21 protein-coding genes are annotated in these 26,528 nt (G+C 72.4%); 14 read left to right on the top strand and 7 right to left on the bottom strand.

The genetic code is table 11. The features are described 5' to 3' along the window. Nucleotides 1-364: 364 nt before the first annotated feature. From urtA to DFJ66_RS40525, 6 genes are all read left to right on the top strand, one after another. Nucleotides 365-1,567 (top strand): urea ABC transporter substrate-binding protein, encoded by a 1,203-nt coding sequence (urtA, locus tag DFJ66_RS40500; RefSeq protein ID WP_246030122.1) that lies wholly within the window; start codon nucleotides 365-367, stop codon nucleotides 1,565-1,567. Between the two features lie 76 nt (nucleotides 1,568-1,643). After that, entirely contained in the window at nucleotides 1,644-2,528 is an 885-nt protein-coding gene (gene urtB, locus DFJ66_RS40505) for an urea ABC transporter permease subunit UrtB (protein WP_121229907.1), read from the top strand. Beyond that, on the top strand, nucleotides 2,525-3,610 hold the full coding sequence (urtC, locus tag DFJ66_RS40510; protein WP_121229909.1) for an urea ABC transporter permease subunit UrtC: 1,086 nt from the start codon (nucleotides 2,525-2,527) through the stop codon (nucleotides 3,608-3,610). The genes urtB and urtC overlap by 4 nt, the downstream gene beginning before the upstream one ends. Then, a complete protein-coding gene (gene urtD, locus DFJ66_RS40515) occupies nucleotides 3,607-4,371 on the top strand; it encodes an urea ABC transporter ATP-binding protein UrtD (protein WP_121229911.1) in 765 nt (254 codons plus the stop codon). The genes urtC and urtD overlap by 4 nt, the downstream gene beginning before the upstream one ends. Beyond that, nucleotides 4,372-5,064, top strand: coding sequence for an urea ABC transporter ATP-binding subunit UrtE (gene urtE, locus DFJ66_RS40520; protein ID WP_121229913.1), 693 nt, complete (start codon nucleotides 4,372-4,374; stop codon nucleotides 5,062-5,064). After that, nucleotides 5,065-5,742: a GntR family transcriptional regulator gene (locus DFJ66_RS40525; RefSeq protein WP_121229915.1), complete on the top strand. Its 678-nt coding sequence runs from the start codon at nucleotides 5,065-5,067 to the stop codon at nucleotides 5,740-5,742. Here DFJ66_RS40525 and DFJ66_RS40530 read toward each other — a convergent pair. From DFJ66_RS40530 to DFJ66_RS40550, 5 genes are all read right to left on the bottom strand, one after another. Further along, entirely contained in the window at nucleotides 5,715-6,050 is a 336-nt protein-coding gene (locus DFJ66_RS40530; protein ID WP_121229917.1) for a hypothetical protein, read from the bottom strand. The two genes, DFJ66_RS40525 and DFJ66_RS40530, sit on opposite strands and share 28 nt — an antisense overlap. Before the next feature lie 510 nt (nucleotides 6,051-6,560). Further along, complete coding sequence (locus tag DFJ66_RS40535; RefSeq protein WP_246030123.1) at nucleotides 6,561-7,415, bottom strand: ABC transporter ATP-binding protein; 855 nt, start codon at nucleotides 7,413-7,415, stop codon at nucleotides 6,561-6,563. Beyond that, on the bottom strand, nucleotides 7,408-8,412 hold the full coding sequence (locus tag DFJ66_RS40540; RefSeq protein ID WP_121229919.1) for a taurine ABC transporter substrate-binding protein: 1,005 nt from the start codon (nucleotides 8,410-8,412) through the stop codon (nucleotides 7,408-7,410). The genes DFJ66_RS40535 and DFJ66_RS40540 overlap by 8 nt, the downstream gene beginning before the upstream one ends. A gap of 28 nt (nucleotides 8,413-8,440) precedes the next feature. Further along, complete coding sequence (locus DFJ66_RS40545; protein ID WP_121229921.1) at nucleotides 8,441-9,253, bottom strand: ABC transporter permease; 813 nt, start codon at nucleotides 9,251-9,253, stop codon at nucleotides 8,441-8,443. Further along, nucleotides 9,250-10,176 (bottom strand): TauD/TfdA dioxygenase family protein, encoded by a 927-nt coding sequence (locus DFJ66_RS40550; protein ID WP_121229923.1) that lies wholly within the window; start codon nucleotides 10,174-10,176, stop codon nucleotides 9,250-9,252. The genes DFJ66_RS40545 and DFJ66_RS40550 overlap by 4 nt, the downstream gene beginning before the upstream one ends. 258 nt (nucleotides 10,177-10,434) lie before the next feature. On the opposite strand from DFJ66_RS40550, the gene DFJ66_RS40555 reads away from it, so the two are divergent. Further along, nucleotides 10,435-11,595 carry an ROK family transcriptional regulator gene (locus DFJ66_RS40555; protein ID WP_121229925.1) on the top strand — a complete coding sequence of 387 codons (1,161 nt, stop codon included), beginning with the start codon at nucleotides 10,435-10,437 and terminating at the stop codon, nucleotides 11,593-11,595. Nucleotides 11,596-11,727: 132 nt separating this feature from the next. Here DFJ66_RS40555 and DFJ66_RS40560 read toward each other — a convergent pair whose 3' ends face one another. After that, complete coding sequence (locus DFJ66_RS40560) at nucleotides 11,728-12,759, bottom strand: glucosaminidase domain-containing protein (RefSeq protein ID WP_121229927.1); 1,032 nt, start codon at nucleotides 12,757-12,759, stop codon at nucleotides 11,728-11,730. Between the two features lie 236 nt (nucleotides 12,760-12,995). Here DFJ66_RS40560 and DFJ66_RS40565 point away from each other — a divergent pair, with 236 nt between their 5' ends. After that, nucleotides 12,996-13,568, top strand: a complete 573-nt coding sequence (locus tag DFJ66_RS40565; RefSeq protein WP_121229929.1) for a hypothetical protein — start codon at nucleotides 12,996-12,998, stop codon at nucleotides 13,566-13,568. A 185-nt stretch (nucleotides 13,569-13,753) separates the two neighbouring features. On the opposite strand, the gene DFJ66_RS40570 is transcribed toward DFJ66_RS40565, so the two are convergent. Beyond that, entirely contained in the window at nucleotides 13,754-14,980 is a 1,227-nt protein-coding gene (locus DFJ66_RS40570; RefSeq protein WP_121229931.1) for a PQQ-dependent sugar dehydrogenase, read from the bottom strand. A gap of 489 nt (nucleotides 14,981-15,469) precedes the next feature. On the opposite strand from DFJ66_RS40570, the gene DFJ66_RS40575 reads away from it, so the two are divergent. The 6 genes from DFJ66_RS40575 (at nucleotide 15,470) to DFJ66_RS40605 (ending at nucleotide 26,311) form a co-directional block, all read left to right on the top strand. Continuing rightward, the gene (locus tag DFJ66_RS40575) at nucleotides 15,470-16,492 is read left to right on the top strand and encodes an ACP S-malonyltransferase (protein WP_121229933.1); all 1,023 of its coding nucleotides are present in this window, start codon (nucleotides 15,470-15,472) and stop codon (nucleotides 16,490-16,492) included. A gap of 9 nt (nucleotides 16,493-16,501) precedes the next feature. Then, the gene (locus DFJ66_RS40580; RefSeq protein ID WP_121229935.1) at nucleotides 16,502-17,323 is read left to right on the top strand and encodes an ACP S-malonyltransferase; all 822 of its coding nucleotides are present in this window, start codon (nucleotides 16,502-16,504) and stop codon (nucleotides 17,321-17,323) included. Between the two features lie 30 nt (nucleotides 17,324-17,353). Beyond that, the gene (locus tag DFJ66_RS40585; protein WP_121229937.1) at nucleotides 17,354-20,935 is read left to right on the top strand and encodes a type I polyketide synthase; all 3,582 of its coding nucleotides are present in this window, start codon (nucleotides 17,354-17,356) and stop codon (nucleotides 20,933-20,935) included. Between the two features lie 28 nt (nucleotides 20,936-20,963). Next, nucleotides 20,964-22,295, top strand: coding sequence for an MATE family efflux transporter (locus DFJ66_RS40590; RefSeq protein ID WP_121229939.1), 1,332 nt, complete (start codon nucleotides 20,964-20,966; stop codon nucleotides 22,293-22,295). Continuing rightward, nucleotides 22,292-23,794, top strand: coding sequence for a condensation domain-containing protein (locus tag DFJ66_RS40595; RefSeq protein WP_121229941.1), 1,503 nt, complete (start codon nucleotides 22,292-22,294; stop codon nucleotides 23,792-23,794). Before DFJ66_RS40590 ends, DFJ66_RS40595 begins: the two co-directional genes overlap by 4 nt. Nucleotides 23,795-26,026: 2,232 nt before the next feature. After that, nucleotides 26,027-26,311, top strand: a complete 285-nt coding sequence (locus DFJ66_RS40605) for a hypothetical protein (RefSeq protein ID WP_246030124.1) — start codon at nucleotides 26,027-26,029, stop codon at nucleotides 26,309-26,311. The last annotated feature ends 217 nt before the right edge of the window (nucleotides 26,312-26,528 follow it).

A 26,528-nucleotide genomic window follows, 5' to 3' on the forward strand; every position in this document is an offset into this window, starting at 1 on the left:
CCGCTGCGTGGCCGCGCGGACACGTGATACCGGACGACACGGCTGGTGCGGAACACGCGCCCGGTAGCGCCACCGTCCACTACGGACAGTGCGCAGACCCGTCCCGCGTTACCGGCAGATCACCTGATCCGGTGGTGTCCGAGCCGCCCGGCCACCCAGCCGTAACCGTGCACCGCCACCGCCGCAACATCGCCTACCTAGCGTCGCCGCCATGGATACGGGCCTGTATCCAGCAGCTCAGGGGCAGCGCGGAGCCGGCTCGCGAGGGGTCGGGGTGGGTACCGGTGCTGTCTCGGCCTGGCGGGAAAGGCGCATGCGGATGAAGATCTCACGAGCCCGGCGATGGGTAGCGGTAGCGGCGGCGATGGGGTTGCTCGCTGGTTGTGGTGCTCGCGTCTCGGACGACGCGGGGTCGGGGGTCGGAGGTGGTACCTGCGTCGACACCTCCGGGTCCACCGTCAAGATCGGGTTCCTCAACTCGCGTTCGGGCACGATGGCGATCAGCGAGAACACCGTCTACAACGCGCTGAAGCTGGCCGCCGACCAGATCAACAGCTCGGGCGGCGTGCTGGGCAAGCAACTGACTGTGCTCGCCGAGGACGGCGCGTCGGAGCCCACGGTGTTCGCCGAGAAGGCCGAGAAGCTGATCCGGGCCGACTGCGTCGCCGCGGTGTTCGGCGGCTGGACCTCGTCGTCGCGCAAGGCGATGCTGCCGGTCTTCGAGTCCACCAACGCCCTGCTGTTCTACCCGGTGCAGTACGAGGGCCTGGAGTCGTCGAAGAACATCTTCTACACCGGCGCCACCACCAACCAGCAGATCGTCCCGGCGCTGGACTACCTCAAGGAGAAGGGCGCCAAGAGCCTGTTCCTGGTGGGCAGCGACTACGTCTTCCCGCAGACCGCCAACAAGATCATCAAGGCGTACGCGAAGGCGAACGGCATCGAGGTCAAGGGCGAGGAGTACGCGCCGCTGGGCCACACCGACTTCTCCACGATCGTCTCCAAGGTCAAGGCCGCCGACGCCGACGCGGTCTTCAACACCCTCAACGGCGACTCGAACGTGGCGTTCTTCAAGGAGTACAAGAACGCCGGCCTGACCGCGGAGGCGATGCCGGTGCTGTCGGTGTCGATCGCCGAGGAGGAGGTCGGCGGCATCGGGGTGGGCAACATCGTGGGCCAGCCCGTGGCCTGGAACTACTACCAGACCATCGACAGCCCGCAGAACAAGAAGTTCGTCGCGGACTTCAAGGCGGCCTACGGGCCCGCGAAGGTCACCTCCGACCCGATGGAGGCCGCCTACACGTCGCTGTACCTGTGGAAGGGCATGGTCGAGAAGGCGAAGTCGTTCGCGGTGCCCGACGTCCAGAAGGCCGCGGGCGGGGTCGGCTTCGAGGCGCCCGAGGGGACGGTGACGGTCAACGGCGACAACCACCACATCGCCAAGACCGCGCTGATCGGCAAGATCGGCCCGGACGGGCTGATCTACACCGACTGGACCTCCGGCAAGCCGATCGAGCCGGACCCCTACCTCAAGTCCTACCCCTGGGCCGCCGGCCTGTCCGGCTGAGCACCCCCGCACACTGCCGCCGGCCGGGCGACCACCCGGTCGGCGCGCGGTCGCCGTCGACTCACGGAGGCACGTCGTGGAAATCCTGCTGAGCCAGCTGTTCAACGGCTTGTCGGGAGGGTCGATCCTCCTGCTGGCCGCGCTCGGCCTCGCCCTGACCTTCGGGCAGATGGGCGTCATCAACATGGCGCACGGCGAGTTCATCATGGCCGGGGCCTACACCGCCTACGTGGTGCAGGGCGTGCTCGGCGACGCCGGGCTGTCGCTGCTGGTGTCGCTGCCGGCGGCGTTCGTCGTGGGCGGTCTGCTCGGTCTCGCCCTGGAAGCGCTCCTGCTGCGGCGCATGTACCACCGGCCGCTCGACACGCTGCTGGTCACATTCGGCGTTTCCCTGGTGCTGCAACAACTCGCGCGTGACGTGTTCGGCACCGCGGGGGTGGACGTGGCCGCGCCGGGCTGGCTGTCGGGCCCGGTCGAAGTGCTCGGGTTCGCGTTCCCGAAGACCCGGCTGTTCATCCTCGCGATCGCCGTCGCGGCCGTGGTCGTGCTGTCGGTGCTGCTGGCGTTCACCCCGCTGGGGCGGCGGATCCGCGCCACCGTGCAGAACCGCGCGCTCGCGGAGACCTCCGGCATCTCCACGCGGCGCACCGACCGCACCACCTTCTTCGTCGGTTCCGGCCTGGCCGGTGTCGCCGGGGTCGCGCTCACGCTGATGGGCTCCATCTCGGCCAACCTCGGCACCGCCTACATCGTCGACGCGTTCCTGGTGGTCGTGGTCGGCGGGATCGGCCAGATCAAGGGCGCGGTGATCGCGGCGTTCGTGCTCGGCGTCGCCCAGTCGTGGATCGAGTACTCCACCACCGCGTCGATCGCGAAGGTGGTCGTGCTGGCGCTGATCGTGGTGTTCCTCCAGGTGCGCCCCCAGGGCATCTTCGTCGTGCGGACCCGGAGCCTGGCATGAACCTCAAGGCGTTGCTCACCGGCAGGTGGGCGGTGGTCGGGGGGTTCGCGCTCGCCGCGGTGCTCCTGCTCGTCGTCGCCCCCGCGCTGCTCTCGTCGTTCCGGCTCGGCCTGCTGGGCAAGTACCTCTGCTACGCCATGGTCGCCGTCGGCATCGGGCTGGCGTGGGGTCGCGGCGGCATGCTGGTGCTCGGTCAGGGCGTGTTCTTCGGGCTCGGCGCCTACATCATGGCCATGCACCTGAAGCTGGCCGACGCGCCGGCGAGCACCGGCGTGCCCGACTTCATGGCGTTGATCTCCTCGGACGGCGTGCCGGTCTGGTGGGAGCCGTTCCGGTCCGGGGTGGTGACCGTGCTCGCGGTCGTCCTCGTCCCCTCGGCGGTGGCCGTCCTGCTGGGGCTGGCCACCTTCCGCAGGCGGGTGCGCGGCGCGTACTTCGCCATCCTGTCGCAAGCACTAGCGGCAGCGTTCGCGATCCTGTTGGTCGGCAACCCGCGCAGCACCGGCGGGTCCACGGGGCTCAACAACTTCAAGGGTTTCTTCGGGTTTTCCCTGCGCGACCCGGCGAACCGGCTGATGCTCTACGTCATCGCGGTGGTCGCCTTGTTGGCGATGGTCGCCGTGGCACGGCAGATGATGGTCAGCCGGTACGGCGAACTGCTCGTGGCGTGTCGTGACGCCGAAGAGCGCGTGCGGTTCCTCGGCTACGACCCGGCCGTGATCAAGACCGTGGCCTACGCGGTCGCCGCGGCGATGGCCGGAGTCGCGGGGGCGTTGTTCGTGCCGATCGTGGGCATCGTCTCGCCCAACGACGTCGGCATCGTCCCCTCGATCGGACTGCTGATCGGCGTCGCCATCGGCGGGCGCACGACGTTGCTCGGGCCGGTCCTGGGCGCCATCGCCGTCGCGTGGGCGGAGACGTCGCTCTCGGAACGGTTCCCGTCGGGCTGGACCTACGCGCAGGGGCTGGTGTTCATGCTGGTCGTGGCGTTCCTGCCGGGCGGACTCGCGTCGCTGCGGCGGCGGCCACCGGGTGCGGCGCAACCCTCGCCCGTCCCGACTCTCTCGGGGAGCTCACGGTGAACGCCGACTACCTGGAGCTGACCGACCTGACCGTGAGCTTCGACGGGTTCGTGGCCGTGGACCGCGTGAACCTCTCGGTGCTGCCGGGTGACCTGCGCTTCCTCATCGGCCCCAACGGCGCCGGCAAGACCACCCTGATCGACGCGGTGTCGGGCCTGGTGCCGGCCACCGGAGCGGCGCGGTGGGCGGGGGTGGACCTGGTGGGTCGCAAGGTGCACCGCATCGCCCGGCTCGGCGTCGGACGCACCTTCCAGACCGCGACGGTGTTCGAAGAGCTCACGGTGACGCAGAACCTCGACATCGCGGCCGGTGCCCGGCGCGGGGTGCTCACGCTGGCCAGGCGGCGCACCCGGGTGCCCGAGGTGGTGGTCGAGGCGATGGAGACGGTCGGGCTGACCGAGCGCGCCGACGCCCTCGCGGGCACGTTGTCGCACGGGCAGAAGCAGTGGCTGGAGATCGGCATGCTGCTGGTGCAGGACGCCAAGCTGCTCATGCTCGACGAGCCGGTGGCCGGCATGAGCTCCGACGAGAAGGACGAGACGGGGCGGCTGCTCCAGCGCGTCGCCGCCGGCCGCACGGTCGTGGTGGTCGAGCACGACATGGACTTCATGCGGGCCTTCGCCACGTCCGTGACCGTGCTGCACGCCGGGAAGGTGCTCGCCGAGGGCTCGGTGGCGCAGGTGCAGGCCGACCCGCGGGTGCAGGAGGTCTACCTGGGTCCCGGGCGGCACTCGGAAGCCGCGCTGGGGGAGGGGGTTTAGGTGCTGCGACTGGTCGACGTGGAGGTCGCCTACGGGCGCACGTCCGTGGTGCACGGCGTCACCGTGGAGGTGCCGGCCGGTGAGGTGACCGCGATCATGGGCCACAACGGGGCCGGCAAGACCACGCTGCTGCGCGCCGCGGTCGGGACGCTGCCGGTGCGCTCCGGGCGGGTGCTGCTCGACGGGGAGGACGTCACCGCGCTGCCGCCGCACAAACGGGTCGCGCGCGGGCTGGGGTACGTGCCGCAGGGACAGCAGTCGTTCGGGCAGCTGACCACGATGGAGAACCTGCGCGTCGTCGCGGACGGGCGGCCGCGCGGCGCGGCGTTGATCGACGAAGCCTTGGACGTCTTCCCGGCCCTGCGGAGGTTGCTCGGCCGCCGCGCCGGGCTGCTGTCCGGCGGGCAGCGCCAGCAGCTGGCCATCGCCCGCGCGCTGGTCGCGCAGCCGCGGGTGCTGGTCCTGGACGAGCCCACGGAGGGCATCCAGCCGTCCGTGGTCGCGGAGATCGAGGACGTGATCCTCGCGTTGACCCGGCGTGGGGACCTGTCGGTGCTCCTGGTGGAACAGCACGTGGGCTTCGCGCTGTCGGCCGCGCACTCGTACTACGTGCTCGCGTCCGGCCGGGTCACGTCGTCCGGTCCCGGTGGCGAGAACGCGCTCGGTGACGTCCGGGCAGCGATGGCCATCTGAATGTCCACAAGCGACACCACCGACGAGCCGCCCTCGCTGCGCGAGCGCGTCTACCTGGAGTTGCGCGAGGAGGTGCTGGGCGGGCGGATCCGCTCCACCGAACGGCTCACCGAGCCGCGCCTGTCGAAGCGGTACGGGGTGTCGCGCACGCCGGTGCGCGATGCCCTGACCCGGCTCGTGGCCGACGGTCTGCTCGTCCGCGAGGAGTGGGGCCACTCGGTGGTCGTGCCGAGCATGGCCCAGGTCCGCGACCTGTACGAGGTGCGCATCGCGGTCGAGCTGCGCGGCATCAGCCGGAGCATCGAGAACCCCCGTGTGCGCCACGACGTCGACGCCCTCGGCGCCGAGCTGGAGCACTGGTACGCGCTGCGGGCCACACCCCCGGAGCCGTCACCGGAGTTCGTGCTCGAGACCGAACGCTTCCACACCGCACTGCTCGCCGCCTCCGGCAACGCCGAACTGGTGGCGGTGCTGGCGAACGTGACCCGCCGCCTCCGCCGGGTCCGCATGGACGACTTCACGGTCCCCGGCCGGATCGAGACGTCGATCGACGAGCACATCGAGATCGCCGAACGGTTAGCCGCCGGCCACCTGGAGACCGCCCACCGCCTGCTGCACGAGCACATCGGGGCGTCGCTGGAGACCGTAGTTCAGTCGGCGAGGATGCCCCACCGGTAGTACCAGCCCGCGGGACCGGTGCCGGTCTCGGGGTTGACGTCGTGGTACGCGCAGGGCCAGACGGAGATCGGCTGACCCACGCTCTGGTTCTGCTCGATGAACTCCTGACGGGCCTCCTGGCACCGCGACACGGAGTCGAACGCGCCGTCGTAGTGGTAGATCCAGAACCCCGTAGCGGAGGCGGACACACCCGCCGCGCTCATGACCGCTCCGGTGAACACCGTCGTGATGAGAACGCCGCGCAGCTTGCGCATCAAAGCCTCCACTACACCGAAGCCGACACCGACCAGCGTATCCAGCCCCGCCACCAGAACAATCACCTCTCCGGCCGACCACAATCCTGCATCCGCCCGCAAGACACCCCACACCGCCAGGACACCACCACCCCCACCCCCCACCCCACCCACGGCACCGCCCCCGGCAGTGCACCACCCAGCGCGCCCACACCCCCAGCCCGCCGGTCCCACCCACCACCCGCCGGCCCACGGCACCACCCACCCACCGCCCGCGCGCTTTAGCGCCGCAGGCGCGAGAGGTTGGCTACCAGCCACAGGAAGGGCCTCGGTTTCTCCCCCGTACGGCCTGGGCGCAGCCCAACCGCGCTTGGCCCGTTTCTGCAACCAGCTTTTCCGGTTGCGGAAACGGGCCAAGTGTGGTTGCCTCCGGCAGGGCGTACGGGGGAGAAACCGACGCCCTTCCACCCCCCGGGGGCCTGCCGCGCGGCGAGCGCCGCTTTTCAGCTTTTGCGCCCTTCACCCTGCACTTCCTCCGCGGGCCTCCACCGTCCTGATCGGACAGTCCCGATCCGGCACACCGGGTCACCCCGGGACCGAGAGGGCGCGAACGGTGCCGGCGACCTCGCCACGAAGGGCGGCAAACTCCGCCGACCCGCGCAACTCGTCAGCGGACACCCCGGCACGCGGCAGCGGCACGGGCAGATCCAGGACCACCCGCCCAGGCCGGTCGGACAGGACGACGACGCGACTGGCCAGGAACACGGCCTCGTCCACGCTGTGGGTCACGAACACCACCGCCCGCCCACCCTCGGCCAGTGCGCGGACGTCCTCCTGGAGCCGTTCGCGGGTCAACGCGTCCAGCGCGGCGAAGGGTTCGTCCATGAGCAGCAGCCGGGGGCGGGCGGCGAGTGCTCGGGCGATGGCCACGCGCTGCTGCTGGCCGCCGGAGATCTCCCACGTGCGGCGCGCACCCAGCTCGGCCAACCCGACCTGCCCGAGCAACCGGCGGGTCCGCTCCGGGCGCTGCGCCCGCGGCACCCCGGCCCACCGCAGGGCGGTGCCGACGTTGCCGCCCACGGTCTGCCACGGGAACAGCCGGGGCTGCTGGAACACGGTGCCGACGTCCCGGCCGGGCACGGGCGTCCCGCCGAGCACCCGGACCGACCCGACCGCAGGCCGTTCGAACCCGCCGACCAGCCGCAGCAGCGTGCTCTTGCCCGACCCGGACGGCCCGACCACGACCACGAACTCTCCGGGCTCGACGTCCAGGTCCAGCGGTCCGAGCGCGGGCACCTCGGCGCGCCCGGACCGGTAGCGGTGCTCGACACCGGCCACCACGACCAACGGCTCACCCCCAGCGCCCACCGCCTCATCTCCAGCGCCCACCGAGCCCAGCGCCGCACCCCCAGCGCCCACCGAGCCCACCGGCTCACCCACGGGGCGCTCGCAGGGCCGCGCGGAACGCCGCCAGGTCCGGCACCGCCTCGACCTTCTTCTGCCCGTGCAGGAACTCCGCCGCCGCGCGCAACTGCTCGGCGAGCCTGCCCGGCGCGTCGGCCGTGCCGAAGTACTCCGGGGAGCGCTGCTCGGCGTGGTCCAGGTAGATGTTCTGCTGGAGCTGCGCCAAGGCGTCCTCCACGGGCGCACCGAGCTGCCGCGCCACGGCCTCGGCGACCACCCGCGGCTCTGTCTTGATCTTGCGCAGCGCGTCGTCGGTGGCGGCCAGCCACTTGTCCAGCACGTCACCGTTCTGTTCGACAAAATCTCTACGCGCCACCGTGAACGTCAGCGTCGGCTTGCCCGCCGCGGCGAGCTCGGCGCTGTCGACCAACGTCACGCCGTCGCGCTGGAGGACGCTGAGCACCGGCGTCCACACGTACGCGCCGTCGATGTCGCCGCGCTGCCACGCGGCCTGGATGTTCTGCGGTTCCAGGTCCACCAGCGTCACCGACGCCGGGTCGACGCCCGCCCGCTGGAGGGCGGCGAGCAGGCTGTAGTGCGCGGTGGAGCTGAACGGCGCGGCGACCTTGCGCCCCACCAACCCCTTGACGTCCGCAATCCCGCCGCGCACCACCAGGGCTTCGCTGTCGCCGATCACGTTGAGCAGCTCGACCACCTGGTACGGGATGTTCAGCGGCGGGCACAGCCCGGCGGCGGTAGGGCTGCTGCCGATCACCGCGATGTCGATCGCGCCGCCGAGGAACGCGGTGTTGATGCTCGCGCCGGAGTCGAACGCCGTCCACTGGACCCGGTGGTCGGGCAACGCCTTCTCCAGCACGCCCTGGTCCTTGACCAGCAACGTGCTGTCGGCGAAGTTCTGGTAGGCGATGCGGACCTGCCGCCCGGACCCCGTCGAGCCACCGCCGACGCCGCACGCGGCCAGCACCGGAGCGGCGGCGAGTAGGGACAGGACCGATCTGCGCGTCACGGACATCAGCTCGTACTCCTGAGTTGGTCGGCGCTCACGCGCGTCCGCGCCACGGCGAGACGGCGCGTTGCAGCGCGAGGACGGCGGTGTCGATCAGCAGCCCGGTCACGCCGATGACGACGAGCCCGAGCAGGACGACCGCGGTCTGGTTGTAGCGCTGGGCGTTGAGGACCATGCCCCCGATGCCGTCCGCGCCGTTGACGGTCTCGGCGGCCACGACCGAGCTGTAGGCCACGCCCACGGCCAGCCGTACCCCGGTGAGGATCTCCGGCGCGGACGCGGGCAGCACCACGGTGCGCACCACCTCCAGCCGGCTCGCGCCCAACGCGTGCGCGGCCTCCACGTACTGCCGGTTCACGCCGGTGACGGCGGCGGCCGTGGCCACCGCGACGGGCGGGAACGCCGCCACCACCAGCAGGTACACCTTGGGTTCCTCGTCGATGCCGAACCAGATGACCAGCAGGCTCAGGTAGGCCAGCGGCGGCAACGCCCGCAGGAACGTCACGAACGGCTCGACCACCGCCCGCACCACCGGCACCAGCCCCATCACCAGCCCGAGCACGACACCGACCACGACGCCGTAGCCGCACCCGTACCCGACGCGCCGCAGGCTGACCCCGAGCCGCTCGACCACGGTGGACCCGGCGTAACCACCCTGCCCGTTGCCGCCGTCGGACGCGGCGAGCAGCTGGTCCCACACCTGCCCCGGCCCGGGGAGGATCGCGGGCGGCCAGAACCGGGCCAGCACCAGCAGTTCCCACAGCGCGAGCAGCACCGCCACGGCCGCCACCCGCACCAGGACCGAGTGCGCGGCCGACAGGGTGGCGGGCCGCCGCGGTCGGGTCACAGCGCCGAGTAGTGCGAGGCGTCGCCCACCCGCACGACGCTGCGCGTCCCGTCGGCGCTCACCGGCACGTCGCCGGCCAGTGTGACGCGGTGCATGCGGCGGGCCTGGTCGTCGTAGTCGGCCACCGCGTAGTGCTGGGTCGCGCGGTTGTCCCAGATCGCCACGTCGCCGTCCTGCCAGTGCCAGCGGACCGTGTTCTCCAGCCGGGTGATCCGCTGCTGGAGCACCTGGAACAGCGCCTGCGACTCGCTGGTGGTCAACCCGACCAGGCGCTTGACGAACTGGCCGAGCAGCAGGGCGCGCTCACCGGTCTCCGGGTGCACGCGGACCACGGGGTGTTCGGTCTCGTACAGGTCGGACACGAACTCCTTGCGGTACTCCTCGACTTTCACGTCCACGCCGCCGATGCGCAGCTCGTCGATGTTCGCGGCGTAGTCGTAGGCGTTGGTGTGCACGGCCCACAGGTTGTCCACCAACGCCTTCAGCGCCGGCGGCAGCGTCTCGTACGCGGTCACCGTGTTGGCCCACGTGGTGTCGCCGCCGTACGGGGGCAGGCGCACCGCGCGCAGGATGCTGATGGCCGGCACGCGGTCGACGAAGGTGACGTCGGTGTGCCAGCTGTTCGCCTTGCCGTAGTCGGAGTCGATGGGCAGCACGTTGGCGTCCTCCCGGCCCCGCACGGTCGGGTGCGCCAGGGTCGGCGACCCCAGCAGGGAGGCGAACGCGAGCTGCCCGGCGTCGTCGAGGTGGTGCTGACCCCGGAAGAAGATCACCTTGTGGGCCAGCAGGGCGGCGCGGAGGGCGGACACGGTGTCGGCGTCGAGGTCGCCGCCCAGCGTGACGCCGTCGACCCGGGCGCCGATCGCCGAGCCGAGCCGCACCACCGACACGTCGGTCGCCGGGGTTCGTACGGACACAGTCATGGTGGGTTCCCCTTCGGGCTGGAAACGGGTCGGCGCGGGGGCCGTGGCTCGCGATCGACGCTACGAACGGGCCGCGCGGGGCGACAAGGTTCCGTGAAGCACTGAAAGGAAGTCGGCGTCGGCATTCCACATCCCGGACGGCGTTGACTTCCGAAGTGGACAGCCACAGCCTTCGGGCTGTGCGCCCGTGCTCGTGAGCCCGTCCTCGACTTCCTTGCCCGCTCGCACAAAACGGTCCCGCTCCGCGGAAGGCTTCCCTTGACCCGTGCCCGTTCCGCCGCCGCGGTCCTCGCCGTGATCCGCCGCGAGGGTCCGCTGTCCCGGGCCGCGATCGGCGAGCTCACCGGCCTGAGCCCGCCCACGGTGAGCAGGCAGGTCGCGGCGCTGGTCGACCTGGGTGTGCTGCGCGAGACCCCCGACCTGGTGCCGGCGGGCGCGATCGGCCGGCCGCGGATGCCGATCTCGCTGGACGAGCGGGTGTTCGCCGCGTGCGGCGTGCACATCGGCGTGAGCACCACCACCTACGGCCTGGCCGACCTGCGCGGCACGTTGCTGGACTCCGACACCATCCCGACCCCGTCGGGCGGCGCGGAGGACGCCCTGGCCCACATCGCGGGCAAGGTGCGGGCGTTCCTGCGCCGGTGGCCGCGCCGCACCGTGCTGGGCATCGGCCTGGTCAGCGGCGGCCTGGTCGACCGCGGGCGCGGCCTGCTCGACCACGACCGACTGGGCTGGCACGGCGTGCCCGCCGCGGACCTGCTGCACCGCGCCACCGGTCTGCCCGTGCACCTGGACGGCCACGTCGCCGCGATGGCCAACGCCGAACTGCTGTTCGGCCGAGGGCCGCAGGGGGCCGGCATGCTGTACTTCTACGCCCGCGAGGTCGTGGGCGTGGCGTTCGCCGTCGACGGCGTGCTGCACCGGGGGCCGGGTGGCGGCGGGAGCGTCGCGCACCTGCCCATCGGCAGCGACGTCCGCTGTCCCTGCGGCCTTCGCGGCTGCCTGGAGGCCACGGTCGCCGACCGGTCCGTGGCCGAGGCCGCCGTCCGCGCGGGGGTCGTGCCCGAACCGGACATCACGCTCGTCCGAGCGGCGGCGCGGCGCGAGGACCCGGCCGCCGTGCGACTGCTGACCGACCGCGCCACCGCGCTGGGCCGTGCGGTCGGCCTGCTGCGGGACGCGGTCAACCCCGACCGCGTGGTGCTGGGCGGCCAGGCCATCACCGACCCGGCCGAACGCCTGCCCGACCTCCTGCGCGCGTACAACACCACCACGACCCTGCCCGGCGCCGACATCGTCTCGGTGACCCGCCTCGGCCCGTCCCTCCAAGCCACGGCCGCGTGCACGGGCCTGCTCAACCGGCTCTTCGACGACCCCCTGGAGGTCCTCGACCAGGCCGACCAGACCCCCGCCCGATGAACCCCCTGACCGCGCTCCCGCCCCCTGACCGCGCCTTCGCCCCCGTGACCGCGCCTTCGCCCCCTGACCGCGCGTTCGCCCCTGCCTGACCGCGGCGACGTTCGCCCCGGACACCGACCCGTTGCGGGAGTCCTACGGTGTCGACGGGCTCGTGTCGCTTCGCCGTGGTCGCCGGCGACGTTCCCGCTCTCCCGGCAGGCCTTGGGTGCGCCACCAGTGGTCGGCTTCCCGTGCGATGTCCGGACGGCGGTCCCACAGGGCGGCGGCGGCCTCCACGAGCCGGATCGCGGAGAGCAGTTCGGCGCGGTAGTTCGCCACGACCAGCGGGTTGCTGCTGGAGTTGTGGCCGCCGTAGCCCGCCTCGGCGACGGCACGGGCGAACAGCGCCGGGTCGTCGGCCCGTGCCCAGGCCGCCGCGTAGATGCGGTGGTGCAGCAGGGAGGTGTGGTCGGCCATGGCGGTGGCCTCGTCGGGGTACACCCTGAAGGGCCGCAGCGCCGTGTACTCCCAGTGGTCTCCGACGCGGCGCAACGGGTTGGAGCCGTCGGCCGGTCGGATGACCCGGTCGCGCTGGACGACCCGTCCACCGCGCCGCGCCGGTCGCAGATCGCGCCGTTCGAAGGCCGGTGAGGGAACCCTGACGACGGTCCGCTGGTACGTCCACTGGTCCTCCGGGCGGTCCTCCCGGGAGGTGACGCCGAACAGGTTGTGCCCGGTGAACGGCGACTCCAGCCGCCACCCGGTCTCCAGCCCCATCTGCCCCAGCGTGAACGCGGCCGGCACCCGCGCCGCCCGCTGCTCCGCCACGGCCTGCGCCCGGTACCGCCCCACGAACGCCACGACGTTCGCCTTGTTCCGCCGGAACTGGTTGACCAACTCCGGCGTGAGGTCGGCGTCAGCGCCCAGCGGTCCGGCCTGGACGTCGAGCCCGGGGGTGGCGACGCCGAGCCGGTGCTCGACGCCCGGCGGGTCCGGGTCCGCCGCGCGACCGCCCGACCGGTGCCCATGGGACTGCCGCTGCACGGAAGCCAGGAACGCCGTGGTGGCCCGATTTCCGACGGCGGCCTGCAACGCGGTCAGCAGATCTGGCGGCCGGGCCGTTCCGACCTTCGTACCGCGGCCATCCGCGGTGCCGTGCGGGTGCCCGATCGGGATGTGCCTCATCACGTGTCCCTCCACCGAAAGGGAGTAACACAGAGACTCCCCGCGACGGACCGCCCACCCGGGCAGGCATAAAGGCACTGTTCGACGTGGCGGGACCCTCTGCGAACCGCGTAACCCCGTCGCGCACTAGGCCGATAGAACCAGCGAATGGTCGGCATTGTCAGGCGACAAGCGCAAGACCTTGATCCAAGGCCACGGCTGCTCGATGGCAATGCCGGTTGTGAGGAGGTGGCCGAATGACCAGTGTGATGTGGGTCGGAGTCGTCGGGACGATCATCGGCGCCTTGCTCGCCAGTGGCACCCAACTGCTCACGCACCGCCTTGCCTCGGCGGACCGCAGGGCAGGTGAACGGCGGTTGGCGGCGGCAGAGGCTCGGGAACAGCGGAAGATCGTCTACATCCGGCTGTTGCAGGCTGCCCGGCAGTTGCGATACGAAGCTCGCTCGGCTCCGACGTCCGACGCCGAACGGGTCGACGCGCTGCGTACGGAGTTGTCGACCGCCAACTACGAAATCGAGATCATCTCCAGTCCGGAGATGGCGGAGCGAGCCGAGGAAGTGAGGCGCAAGACGCTCGACTACCTGAACGCCGCCAACTCCCCGACCGATGAGGCCGAGGCCGTCGAGTCGGCACGAATGGCCGCGCGGCAGGCAGTCGAGTCGGCACGAATGGCCGCGCGGCAGGCGGTCGCCGAGTTCGTCGACGCGGCCCGGGTGGACCTTGAGCTGGTCGGATCCGAGATCGCATCCCGACCGGGCGCGAAACCCGGCGCCAACGCGTCCCTCCCGAGTGGTCGCCTTTCCGGGTAAGCCGCGCGTGGGGCGAAGAGAACCGCGGCGGGGTCGGGCGTGGCGGCGTGCGGGGCGGTCGGGGCGGGCCGATGTCGCTGATCCCGGCGGCCACCAGGCGGGGTTCCGGTCGGGAACCCCGCCCTCGGGTGCCGCGAGCTCGGCGCGGGTCCTCCGCGACGCGCCGTCGACAACCTGCGCTACACCTAGCGGTTGGTGGTGGTCGGCGGGACTCGTTCGAAGTGCACCCGGTTGAGCCAGCCCGGCAGGTCGCTGAGCGTGTAGAGCTCGCCGTGCACGTCGGCGTCGATCGCGGTCGGCTGGATGGCGAAGTTGCCGATCGTGGCGGACTCGTAGGTGCCGTCCAGCCTGGGGCGGACGGCGAACGCGGTGGTCGAGCAGTAGTCGCCCGCGACGTAGGTGCCCCACGCCTCCGGGGTCCGGGAGCCGCGGTACACGACGCCGCCGGTCACCGAGCAGTTGCCGTTGTAGTGGTCGTACTCGAACACCGGGTCCGTGTAGCGCCCGCCCGCCCGGCACTGCTGCGGGTCGAAGACCGGGGCGCCCTCGCGGCAGGACCAGCCGAGGTTCGCGCCGCCCTGCCACGGGCGGATGTGGTCGATCTCCTCGACCAGGCCCTGGCCGACGTCGCCGATCCACAGCGAGCCGTCGACGCGGTCGATGGAGAACCGCCACGGGTTGCGCAGCCCGTACAGCCAGATCTCCGGCCGTGCGCCCGGCACGCCGACGAACGGGTTGGAGTACGGCACGCAGTACGGCTTGGGCGCGCACGCGCGGTTGACGTCGATCCGGATGATCTTGCCGAGCAGGGTGCCGAGGTTCTGGCCGGACTTGAACGGGTCGAACGCGCCGCCGCCGTCGCCGGTCGACCAGTACAGGTAGCCGTCGCGCCCGAACGCCACCTGTCCGCCGTTGTGGTTGCCGTACTCGGCGTGCTCCTGGGTGAGCAGCACCTGCAACCGCTCGGGAGCCCCGATGGGCACCCGCGCCAGGGTCAGCTCGCCGGCCGGCAGGCTCGTGTACGCCACGTAGAGCAGCCCGGTGCGGGCGAAGTTCGGCGCGGGCGTGATGCCGAGCAGGCCGCGCTCGTTGTCCGACTCGTCGACGCGGGCGGTCAGGTCGAGCACCGGCTCGGCGGCCAGGCCGGTGTCGGGGTGGTAGGCGCGGACGGTTCCTTGCTTCTCCGCGATCAGCATCCGGCCGTCCGGCAGCCCGGTGATCGCCACCGGACGCCGCAGACCGGACGCGACTTGTTCGGACACCACGGTCAGCTCGGTGAGCGCCGCGCGGGTGTGGGACGTGCCGGCCGGGGCGGCGCTGCCCACCGGGAACGGTGGTAACAGCAGCGCGGCCAGGGCCGGGATGAGCAGGGCGGCCGACAGGGCGGCCGGGCGACTACGTCGTCGCGACATGGTGGGGCTCCTCGTGCAGAAGTGAGAGACACAGTCTGGGAGCGCTCCCAACCTAGCGCGACCCACCGTGCGACATCCAGCCGTCGGCTCGCCCGCCCGGCGTTGGGCGCCCGCCGCCGGACGAGCGTCGTGGCGCGCCGCACTACGTGCTCCCGTATTCCGCCGGTCTTTCGCGGTGCGCCTGTTCCGCCACGCGCACCCACCGCATGCGGCTATTCGGAGAATTGTCGCGGGCAACGGCGTGCGGTTAGCGTTGTGCACCGCTGAAAGCCACCGGGACGGCCGACGTGGAACCCGTCCCGCGACCGACAGGAAGTCGGCATAGAAAATTCTGATGGCACTGCCGGTCTCATCGGTGAGACCCGTCGGTGCGTCACTGGGGCTTAAATTCTTCGTGATCCGCCGTTAACCGGTCGGACCAGGTCATCGACGTACGGTGCGGCCGTCGACGCTGGTTGGGCCCGTGCTGCCCGGAAACAGGTCCAATCAATGCGCTCACTCCTGCTGTTCGACGGACTGGGCGGTGCCGGCGACTCGCTCGTGCCGGCGCTGCGCGCACTTCTCGGGCGCCCCGAGAACGCCTCGTTCCGCCATGCGGTGTGCCGTGCGGTCGATGCGGCACTCGAATACCTGGGCCCGGACGCGCCCGCTTCCGGGCTGCCGTTGGAAAAATGGCTCGACGGTCTCGACCCGCCCCCGCTGGATTCGACGGCGGCGGGTGTCTGCCTCCACGTGCACCAGTTGTGCGGGCTCCAGCCGACCGGGCGCGGCGACGACGGAGCGGTCGGCGCCCTGGGGCACAGCCTCGGGCTCCAGGCGGCGATCGTGGCGGGCCTGGGCGCCGTCCGGCCCGACGAGTTCCTCCGGCTGGCCGCGGCGTCGGTGCGGCTGGTGGCGATCAGCCTCGTCCGCGCCCACCAGGTCGGGCCGCCCGCCGACGACGTGCCGACCGGGCCGATGGCCGCGATCACGGGGCTGACGCGCGACGAGCTGGCCCGCCGCGTCGAGGGCACCGGTGTGGTGGTGGGCCTGGTCAACGCGCCGACCGCGCACGTGCTCAGCGGCCCGGCCGACGCGCTCGCGGCCCTGCGTGACGACCCCGCGTTCGACGGGAACGGCGTGCGCTGGTCGTTCCTGCCCAACACCGTGCCCTTCCACACCCCGGCCCTGGCGCCGGTGGTCGAGCGGGTGCGCGCCGACCTCGACGCGGTGGGCCCGTGGCCCGCGCCCGACCGCCTCGCGCTGCCGATCTACGCCGGTGACGCGCCGCGCGACCTGCGCGCCGCCGACGACCTGGTGGACGAGTACCTGCACCAGGTGTTCACCCGACCCATCGACTGGCCGGCGGCGGTCGACCACGCCGTCGCCGACTCCCGCACGACCCGGGTGCTCGACCACGGGCCCGGCGCGGGAGCCCGCCGCTTCGCCCGCGAGTGCCTGGGCGCCCGCGTGCGGTTCGACCCCGTCCGACGACCCGGCCCACCGGACAGACGACCCCGGCCCGCCAGATAGGAGAGCGCCGTGCAGTGCCTGCTGTTCCCCGGCCAGGGCGTGCAGCGCAAGGGGATGGGCGCGGAGTTGTTCTCCCGCCACCCCGAGGCGACCGCCCTCGCCGACGACGTCCTCGGCTACTCGATCGAGGAGCTGTGCGTCCGCGACCCCGGCCGCCGGCTGCGCGACACCCGTTACGCGCAGCCCGCGGTGTTCTTCGTCAACGCCCTGCTGGGCGTCGAGCGCCTGGCCGAGCGGAGGTACGACTACTTCGCCGGGCACAGCCTCGGCGAGTACAACGCGCTGGTCGCCGCCGGGGTCCTCGACCTGGTCGACGGCCTGCGGCTGGTCGAGCGCCGCGCCGAGCTGATGTCGGCGATCACGGGCGGCGGCATGTCCGCGGTGCAGGGCGTGCCCGCCGCGTTCGTGCGCCGCGCGCTGGCCGAGACCGGCCTGTCGAACGTGTTCGTGGCCAACCTCAACGCCGACACCCAGACCACCATCGCGGGCGACCGCGCGGAGCTGGCCGTCGCGGGCAAGGCGATCGCCGCGCTGCCCGGCGCGCGGGTCGTGCCGATCAACGTCAGCGGGCCGTTCCACACCCCGCTGATGGCGCCGGCCGAGGCGGAGTTCCGCGCCGCGCTGGCCGGCTTCACCTTCGGGCCGGCCGTCACGCCCGTGGTCTCCAGCGTCACCGGCGAGCCGTTCGACGGCCCGGACCTGCTCGCCCGCCAGCTGTCGGCGCCGGTCGAGTGGGTGCGCGCCGTCACCACCCTGCGCGCCGCCGGGGTGACGGAGTTCGACGAGGTCAACGGTCAGACGCTGACCTCGCTGGTCAACAAGGTCCACTGAGCCATCAAGGTCCACTGAGGGGACATCGGCATGAACACGGACATCGCGGTGATCGGTCTCTCGGTGGACGTGCCGGGAGCGGGCGACCTGGACGCCTTCTGGCAGGTCGTCAGCACCGGCGCGAGCATGAGCCGCCCGTTCCCGCCCGACCGGCGGGACAAGCTGGAGCAGTACGTCCACTACCTGCGCGCCACCGCCATCGACCCGCTGGACGAGCCGGACGTGGAGTACCACAACGGCTACTTCCTCGACCGCGTCGACCACTTCGACCACGCCGCGTTCGGCATGAATCCGCGGCAGGCGGCGCTGACCGACCCGCACCACCGCATGGTGCTGCGCGCGATGTACCTGGCGTTCGAGGACGCGGGCTACACCCTCGACCGGCTGCGCGGCACCCGCACGGGCGTGTTCGTCGGCTTCGCGGTCAACCCCGGCTCCACGTACCTGGACTACATCAGCCGGGTCGACCCGTCCGTGGGCCAGCAGGCCATCACGGGCAACATCCCGGTGATGCTGGCCAACCGCATCTCCCACCTGCTGGACCTGCGCGGCCCCAGCATGGTCGTGGACACGGCGTGCTCGGCCACGCTGGTCGCGGTGCACCAGGCCAAGAACGCCCTGCTGCTGGGCGACTGCGACACGGCCGTGGTCGGCGGCGCGCGCATCGTGTTCGCCCCGATCAAGCACCGGCACTCCGCCATCGGCATCGAGTCCTCCGACGGCGTGACGCGCACCTTCGACGAGGCCGCGGACGGCACCGGCTTCGGCGAGGGTTCCGGCGCGGTCGTGCTCAAGCGCCTGGACCGGGCGCTGGCCGACGGCGACCAGGTGTACGCGGTGATCAAGGGCAGCGCGGTCAACCACGACGGCAACACCGAGGGCATCACCAACCCCGACTCCGACTCGCAGGCCGACCTGCTGCTGGCCGCCTGGGACAACGCCGGCATCGACCCGCGCACCATCGGCTACTTCGAGGCGCACGGCACCGCCACCCGCGTCGGCGACCCCATCGAGCACGAGGGCATGAAGCGGGCGTTCGCCCGGCACACCACCGATCGCGGGTTCTGCGCAGTCGGGACGGTCAAGGCCAACGTGGGCCACCTGTTCGAGGGGTCCGGCGTGATCGGTCTGATCAAGGCGATCTCCGTGCTGCGCAACGGGACCATCCCGCCCCAGGCGAACTTCGCCAACCCCAACCCCAAGCTCGACTTCGCCTCCGGACCGCTGTACGTGCCGACCGAACCGACCCCGTGGGAGTCGGACGGGCCGCGCCGCGCCGGTGTCAGCGCCTTCGGCCTGGGCGGCACCAACGCGCACGTCGTGGTGGAGGAGTTCACCCGCGCCGACGAGCGGCCGGCGTCCACGGGGGAGCACCTGTTCGTGCTCAGCGCGGCCACCATCAAGTCCCTGACCCGGATCGTGGAGCGCTACGTCCGGTTCCTCGACGCGGGCGGACTGGACGACTTGGACCTGGCCGACGTCTGCCACACCGTGCAGGTCTCGCGGGGCGGTCACCGGCACCGCGTCGCCGTCGTCGTCACCGACGCGGCGGACCTGCGCACCAAGCTCGTCGACCTGCTCGCCGACCGCCCCGCGCCGCTGCCCGAGGGGCCGCTGGGCGACCAGGGCCGGGCGTTCCTGCGCACCGGCCGGGTCGACACCGCCGCTCTGGCGGGTGACCGGCAGCCGCGGATCGTGCGGCTGCCCGGCTACGCCTTCGACGAGACCCTGGCCTGGGTGGCGTTCCCCGACACCTGGCGCGAGACCGTGCGGGTCACCGCCACCGAAGAGCGGCACCCGGTGACGCACGACGTGGAGTTCCAGCCCGCCGCCGCGCCGCCGGCGGCCGGCCGCGCCGCCGTCACGCTGGCCCTGGTCGACCCGGACACCGACGCCGAGCAGGTGCTCACCGCCGCGCTGGGGGACGTGCGGTGCGTGCGACTGGGGGAGGAGGTCGAGCCCGGCGGCCCGGTGTTCGACCCGACCGACCCCGCCGCGCACGAGCACCTCGCGCGCCTGGTCGGCGAGGGCGTCACGCACCTGGTGCACGCGCTGGGGTTCGAGGACGCCCCCGCGACCGACGCGGCCGAGCTCGACCGGCGCGTGACCAAGAACCTGCACAGCCTGTTCCTGCTGACCAAGGCGCTGATGGCGGCGGGGGTGAAGGTCGACCTCGCGGTGCTCACCCGCGGCGCGGTCGCCGCCGCCGAGGGCGACCCCGCGGTCGTGGAGAACGCCGCCCTGGTCGGTTTCGGCAAGGTCGTCGGCCGCGAGTACCCCTACATCAAGGTCAAGCACGTCGACGTGGACGCCGCCGTGCCGCCCGCCCGGCTGCGGGACGAGGTCCTGGCCGAGGAGCACGGGGTGTTCCTGCTGCGCGGCGACGCCCGGCTGCGCGAGGTGTTCGTGGAGGTGCCCGAGGTCGCGGCGGGCGAGGCGCGCGACCACCTCCGCGGCGGCGGCACCTACCTGATCACCGGCGGCACCGGTGCGCTGGGACTGGCCGTGGCCAAGGACTTCGCCACCGCCCGGCCGGACATCACCCTCGCCCTGCTCAGCCGCTCCGGCGTGCCGCCGCGCGAGCGGTGGGACGACCCGACCGCCGTGCCCACCGGGTCCGCCGCCGCGAAGCGGGTCGAGGCAGTCCGCGAGCTGGAGGCGTTGGGTGCCACCGTGGTCGTCGTGGCCGCCGACGCCGGCGACCCGGCGGCGTTGGCCGACGCCGTGGCCGCCCTGCGCCGCGACCACGGCCGCATCGACGGCATCGTGCACGCGGCCGGACTGCCCGGCGGCAGCACCGTGATGTTCCGGCAGCTCGACGACTTCGACCGCGTGGTGCGGGCCAAGCTGCACGCCGCGTTCACGCTGGAGCGCGCCACGGCCGACGACGCCCCGGACTTCGTCGTCCACTTCTCCTCGGTGGCCGCGGTGTTCCCCGCGCCCGGCCAGGCCGACTACGCCGCCGCCAACTACTACCTGGACAACCTCGCGCGGCAGCGGGCCGGCGGCCCGACCCACGTCCTCGCGGTGGACTGGGTGGCGTGGAAGGAGATCGGCATGGCCGTCGACTTCGGCACCAACGGCGACACCATGTTCAAGGCCCTGCCCACCGCGACCGGCCTGGCCGTGCTCGACGCGGGCCTGCGCTCGGGCCGCTCGCGGTTGTTCGCGGGCGAGCTGAACTACCGGGGTGAGCTGATCCACCTGCTGCGCTCCTACGACATCGCGCTGTCGGCCGACATCGAGTCCAAAGTGGATCGGGAGATGCAGGCGCTGGAGCAGCGGCTGCGCAAGGTGTCGGAGAAGACGCGGGCCACGGTGGCCGCGGTGTCGGTCGAGCTGGAGGGCCGCGAAGACGGGGTGTACACCGACGTCGAGCGCACCGTGGCGCAGTGCCTCGCGCTCGCGTTCGGGTACGAGGCGCTGGACGTGGAAGCCGACTTCTTCGACCTGGGCGGCGACTCCATCATGGCGGGCACCGTGGCCGGGACCATCGCCGCGGTGCACGACGTCGCCTACGACGTGGCCGACCTGCTCGCCGACCGCACCGTCGCCGAGATCGCCTACCACGTCGAGGACCTCGTCGACTTCGCCGCCGCGGAAGTCGCCTGATGGCCGACCTCACCACGGGAGTCGCCTGATGGCCGACCTCACCACCGGGCCACCGCTGCGGCGCGTCGTCGGCTTCGCCATGCCGCTCACCGCGGCGAACCTGCTCCAGCAGGGCTACCTGCTGGTGGACGGCATCGTCGTCGGCCACCACGTCGGCGTCGGCGGACTGGCCGCGATCGGCGCGGCCGGACCGCTGTTCTACCTGCTCAACGCCATGTTCATCGGTCTGGGCACGGCGTTCGCCATCCGGTTGGCGCACCTGAGCGGCGCCCGGCAGAACGGCGAGCGGCGCGGTGTCGTGCTGTCGCTGGCCCTGCTCACGGTCGGGTGGGCGGCCGGTTGCGTCGTGCTCGCCACGCTGCTCGCCCGGCCGGCCCTGGCGGTGATGGGCATCCACGGCGACCTCGCCGACGCCTGCGCGGAGTTCATCGGCGTGCTGTCGCTGGGTTTCCCCGGCATCTTCGGGTCGGCCGCGGTCAGCGCCTACCTGCGCGGGCTGGGCGACGCGCGGGCCGCGATGTGGGTGGCGGGCTTCGGCAGCGTGCTCAACACCGCGCTGGTGTGGGCGTTCGTGGCGTGGTGGGGGATGGGGGTGGCGGGTGCGGCGCTCGCCACGGCCGTCGCCGCCACGGCCGCGCTCGTCGCGGGTCTCTGGTACGCCCGCCGCACCCACCCGGTGCCGCCGTCCGGCGGGCGGCCCGCCGTGCGGCGCGAACTGGCCGACGCGGTGCGGCTCGGCTTCCCGCTGGCCAGTCAGCACGTCATCCTGGCCGTGGGGATCATGGTGCTGGTCTGGATCATCCAGGCGTACGGGCCGGTGGTGCTCGCGGCGTTCACGGTGGTGTCGCGGATCGAGCAGTTCATCGCGATGCCGTTCCTGGACTTCTCCGGCGCGGTCACCGCGTTCACCGCCCAGAACCTCGGCGCGGGCGACCGGGCGCGCACCCGGGCCGGGCTGGTGCGGACGCTCGGCCTGACCGCCGTGCTGAGCCTGGTGGCGTCCGTGGTCGTCCTGGCCGCGCGCGGGCCGATCGCCGCGGTGTTCACCGACGACCCGGCCACCCGTGAGCTGACCGAGCGGTACCTGCTGATCATCTTCCCGTTCTTCGTGCTCTACACGGTCATGGTGGTGCTGCACGGGCACCTCAACGGCTCCCGCCGCACCACCGCGCCGCTGGTCTGCACGGTCATCGCCTTCGTGTGCGTGCAGATCCCGTTCGCCTGGCTGTTCAACGGCGTGTTCGGCATCGAGGCGGTGATGTGGGCGGTCGTCGCGAGCTGGACGGCCGGGTTGACCTACTCCGTGCTGTGCCTGCGCCGGGTCCTGTTCGCCCCGACCACGGAGGTGGTGCCGTCGTGATCGTCGTCAGCCGCGCGGAGGTCGAGTTCCACGGCGGCCAGGCGCGCACCGGTCCGGTGACGTGGGCGCAGCAGTCCACTTGGGACGGTATGTGCCGCTGGCTGCCCGACGTGAAGCCGTTCTTCACCCTGCCGAGGTGGCTGGACGTGCCGCTGCTGCTGGAACTGGGCGACGTGCTCGACGTGCTGGGCAAGCTGGTGCTGCGGCACGAGTCCCTGCGCACCCACTTCGACGTCAGCGCGAACGGTGAGGTGACCCAGCGGGTCGTGGGTTCGGGCACCCTGCCCGTCGAGGTGCACGACCGGCCCGCCGACGACCCGGTCCAGTTCGGCGACATCGTCGGCGACTGCTGGCGCCGTGGTGCCGAGACGCCGTTCGACCACGGCGGCGAGCTGCCGATCCGGCTGTCCGTCGCGCTCCACGAGGGCATCCCCGTGCTGGTGGTGTTCGTGGTCTCGCACCTGGCCGCGGACCACACCGGCGCGGACCTGCTGGCCGCCGAGCTGACCGCGCTGTTGCGCGCCCGCGTCGACGGCGTCGCGCCACCCGCCCCGCGCAAAGCCCTGCAACCACTGGACATCGCGCGGTACGAGCGTTCACCGGAAGGGCAGCTGCGCAACGTCGAGGCCCTGCGCCACCTCCGCACCCAGCTACAGCGCATGCCTGCGTACTTCGGGCGCGCCGAGCCGGCGACACCGCGGTACGTGGGCGCGGACCTGGCCTCGGACGTCCTCCCCGTGGCGGTGCGGCGAGCGGCCCGCCGGTGCCGCACCACGACGTCGGTGGTGTTGCTGGCGATCACGACGGCGCTGGTCGGCCGGGTCTGGCCCGGACCCCGGTGCCGCCTGGACGTCATGCAGGGCAACCGCGTGACGCCCGAGCTGCTGGGCAGCGTCACCACCCTCAACCAGGTCGTGCGCACGGTGGTCGACCTCGACGGTGACTCGTTCACGGACCTCTTGCGCCGCGCCGAGCACACCATGCGCGAGGCCCGCGCCGTTTCCCGTTACGACACCCGCGCCGAGCAGGAGGTGCTGCGCGCGTGGGGCGGCGTCCTGGCGCCGGGTGTCCAGTTCAACGACATGTGGTCGCTGCTGCCCAAACCGCGCACGACCCCCACCGATCCCGACCCGGCCACCACGGAGCTCACCTGGCCCGCCACGTCCGAAGCCGAGGACATGGCGCTGTACCTGGACATCAAGGGCACCCCCGAGCGCATGGTCCTGGGCCTCATGGCCGACACCGCTGTGCTGACGCGCGAGGAGATCGGCGCTTTCCTGCGGACCTTCGAGCACCTGGCGACGGCCCTCGCCGAGCACGGCGGCGAATACCATCTGGCGCATGCGGACCCGCGAGGACCGGATGCCGGAGGACGATCCCGACCTGATCGCGATGGTCAGGCAGGCCGTCCACCGCGATCTCCTGACCGCCCGGAACCACAACACCCCTCTCACCCTCCCTCAGGTGTGGGCGCTGGTGGGGGACGTCGACCGGGCTGAGGCCTCCGCTCGTGCCCTCCTCGACCGGCGGGGGTGGGATCGGCAGGCGGCGGCCCTGGCATCGGTCGCCAGGGCCGCGGCCCGGACAGGCCACCTCGACCGCGCGGAGACCATCGCGCGTTCCATCGTCACACCGTTCGTCCGGACGAAGGCCATGCTGTGGGTGGCCGAAGCCGCCATCGACGCCGGTGCACGCGAGCGAGCCGCCACCTTGGTGGACGACGCCCAAGCCATCGGCACCTCCCTCGACGACCCGAGGTCGAAGGCGTTGACACTGGGGCTGGTGGCAGCGGTTGCCGCCAAGGCCGGTCGACGTGAGCGGGCCGCCACGCTGATCGGCCAGGCGGAAGCCGTCGCCCGCTCGATCACCGACGTCAACTCCGCGTCGAGTGCGCTCGTGGCGCTGGTCGGAGCGGCGGCCGAGCTCGGCGTCGATCGCGCCGAGGCGCTGGCACGCACCATCACCGCCGAGTACGACGACCGCGACAAAGCCCTGGTGACGGTGACCGAGGCGGTGGCCAGGACCGGCGACGTCCAACGCGCCGAGACCACCGCCGACTCCATCTCCGCCGCCTACTGGCGGACGAGAGCACTGACGTCGGCGGCGGGAATCGTCGCCGAGGCCGGTGACGCCGTGGGCGCGGGCACGTTGATCGCCCGCGCCCACGACTGCGCCGGCGCGGTTGACCGGGTGGAGCTCCGGGCGTGGAGTCTGTGTGCCGTGGCGGAAGCCGCCGGCACAGCCGGTGATCGGGACCTGGCGGGCAGGCTGGTCGACCGGGCCGAGGCCGACGCGCGCGCTGTCGACGCCCGTTCGAGCCTCATGGCCGATCAACAGGCTCGGGTACTGGTGTCGGTGGCCGGAACGGCCGCCAAGATCGGGGACCTCGACCGGGCCGAGGCCGTCGCCCGTTCGATCGCGGTGCTCGCGCAGCAGGCATCGGCACTGGCGGCGGTGGCCGAAGTCGTCGCCAGGGCCGGCGACGCCGAGCGAGCCCGCGCGTTGATCCTGCGCGCCGAGAGCTTGTCCCGGACCCCCGACCTGGAGGTCCAGCTGCACCTCATCTCCGGGCTGAGGGCGGTGACCGAAGCCGCGGTCGAGGCCGGTGACCTCGATGGGGCGCGCTCGTCGGCCGCACGTGCCGAGGCCGTCGCGCGCTCCACCAGCGGGGCCGACGATCGGGATGGCGCGCTGGCTTCCGCCGCCGGGGTCGCGGCCGTGGCGGGTGACCTCGACCGCGTCGACGCCGTCATCACGTCCATCGCCGACCCCTATACGCAGGCGTGGGCGCTGCTGAGAACGGGTGAGGCCACCGCCGGAGCCGGCGGTTTCGACCGAGCCCGCACACTGCTCGGGCGTGCCGCGAGCATGGCCCGTCGCGCCCGGGAGAAGGACTTCCAGCGGGCGAGGGCACTCGGGTCCTCCATCGACTCGGCGGCCAAGGCGGTCGAACTCGGTCGCGCCGAAGCCGCGGCCAGGTCCGGCAAGCTCAGGCGCGCCGCGCGCATCGCCGACTCCGTTCGCCGCACCCCTGAGGAGCAGGCGAAGGTGCTGGTGGCGATGAGCGACTTCTTGGTCGGGAAAGGTGCTCTCGAGCGGGCCGGCCGGTTGGTCGCGCGTGCGGAGACCATCGCCGAGGCCATCCGCGTCAACCACGTCCGTGTGGACCCGTTCGAGCGCGAGGAGGCTGTCCGCACCCTGGCGTTGCTGGCCGAGGTCGCCGCCAAGACCGGCGATCCCGACCGAGCCGGCTCGTACCTCGCGCGTGCCGACTCCATCGCCGAGTCCACCACCGACGCCCACAAGGCCCGCGCCCTGGTGTCGATGGCGGAAGCCGCGGTCGCCACCGGCCGGCACGATCTAGGGCGCTCCTTGATCACTCGCGCCGAGACGGCCGCCGACGCCGTCGACAATCCCTACACACGGGCGAGCGTCCTGGTGTCGGTGGCCGAGGCCGCGGTCAGGGCCGGCGACCTCGACCGCGCGCACGCCATCGCCGAAGCCATCGACCCCGCCGTCACCCCCGAGCAACAGGCGCTGGCTTTCCTGACCCTGACCGCAAGCCCGGAGCCGTCCCTCCGGGCACGCGCGATTGCCCGAGCCCTGCGGGTCGCCGACTGGCACGTGTCGATCCGGGAACTGGTCACGGTGGTCCCCGAGGCGCGCGCGATCGTCGTAGCGGAACTCGACGCCGTAGTCTCGGGTGCGGAGGACGGCGAACGGGGTGGGCGATGAGCAGCGATCAGGATCCGGTGGTCGACGCCGAGATCGTCGGCGACGAGGCGGTCGGCGCCGAGCCGCCGGTGGGGGACTACACCGCGGGCGGTGTGCCGACCTTCGACCACGTCCGCGATCGGATCGAAGCCCGCTTCGCGACCAGCGTCGGCGCGGGTGAGGTGGCGGAGGCGGTGCCCGGGGCGCGGGCGGTGGAGGACGAGTTCGAGGCGCGGCGGCGGGCGGGGCTGGACAAGCTCGAGGAGATCCGCCGGTCTCTGCGCGCGGACACCGAGCGGTAGGACCGCTGCGGGGGCGTTCGGATCGCCAGTGGCCGGCCGAGCAGCGGTGGCAACCTCGAAGGAGCTGGGCGTGGACTCGTTGGACGCTGCGCCAGCCCGGTAAGTGACGAGGGCGGAGGCCGTCACCGCGGTCGTTCCGCCACTCGACCTGGCTCGTGCCCGAGTCGGCGGTACCCGCGCGGGACTTGCGGTGAACCGGTGGAAGGCCCTTTCCCGG

The sequence above is a fragment of the Saccharothrix variisporea genome, from assembly GCF_003634995.1.
GTDB lineage: Bacteria > Actinomycetota > Actinomycetes > Mycobacteriales > Pseudonocardiaceae > Actinosynnema > Actinosynnema variisporeum.

Excerpts from the sequence above, each read along its gene's own strand:
- urtA (WP_246030122.1), top strand. The coding sequence starts at position 365 with ATGGGGTTGCTCGCTGGTTGTGGTGCTCGCGTCTCGGACGACGCGGGG.
- urtC (WP_121229909.1), top strand. The coding sequence starts at position 2,525 with ATGAACCTCAAGGCGTTGCTCACCGGCAGGTGGGCGGTGGTCGGGGGG.
- DFJ66_RS40525 (WP_121229915.1), top strand. The coding sequence starts at position 5,065 with ATGTCCACAAGCGACACCACCGACGAGCCGCCCTCGCTGCGCGAGCGC.
- DFJ66_RS40540 (WP_121229919.1), bottom strand. The coding sequence starts at position 8,412 with ATGTCCGTGACGCGCAGATCGGTCCTGTCCCTACTCGCCGCCGCTCCG.
- DFJ66_RS40550 (WP_121229923.1), bottom strand. The coding sequence starts at position 10,176 with ATGACTGTGTCCGTACGAACCCCGGCGACCGACGTGTCGGTGGTGCGG.
- DFJ66_RS40560 (WP_121229927.1), bottom strand. The coding sequence starts at position 12,759 with ATGAGGCACATCCCGATCGGGCACCCGCACGGCACCGCGGATGGCCGC.
- DFJ66_RS40565 (WP_121229929.1), top strand. The coding sequence starts at position 12,996 with ATGACCAGTGTGATGTGGGTCGGAGTCGTCGGGACGATCATCGGCGCC.
- DFJ66_RS40570 (WP_121229931.1), bottom strand. The coding sequence starts at position 14,980 with ATGTCGCGACGACGTAGTCGCCCGGCCGCCCTGTCGGCCGCCCTGCTC.
- DFJ66_RS40575 (WP_121229933.1), top strand. The coding sequence starts at position 15,470 with ATGCGCTCACTCCTGCTGTTCGACGGACTGGGCGGTGCCGGCGACTCG.
- DFJ66_RS40585 (WP_121229937.1), top strand. The coding sequence starts at position 17,354 with ATGAACACGGACATCGCGGTGATCGGTCTCTCGGTGGACGTGCCGGGA.
- DFJ66_RS40590 (WP_121229939.1), top strand. The coding sequence starts at position 20,964 with ATGGCCGACCTCACCACCGGGCCACCGCTGCGGCGCGTCGTCGGCTTC.
- DFJ66_RS40605 (WP_246030124.1), top strand. The coding sequence starts at position 26,027 with ATGAGCAGCGATCAGGATCCGGTGGTCGACGCCGAGATCGTCGGCGAC.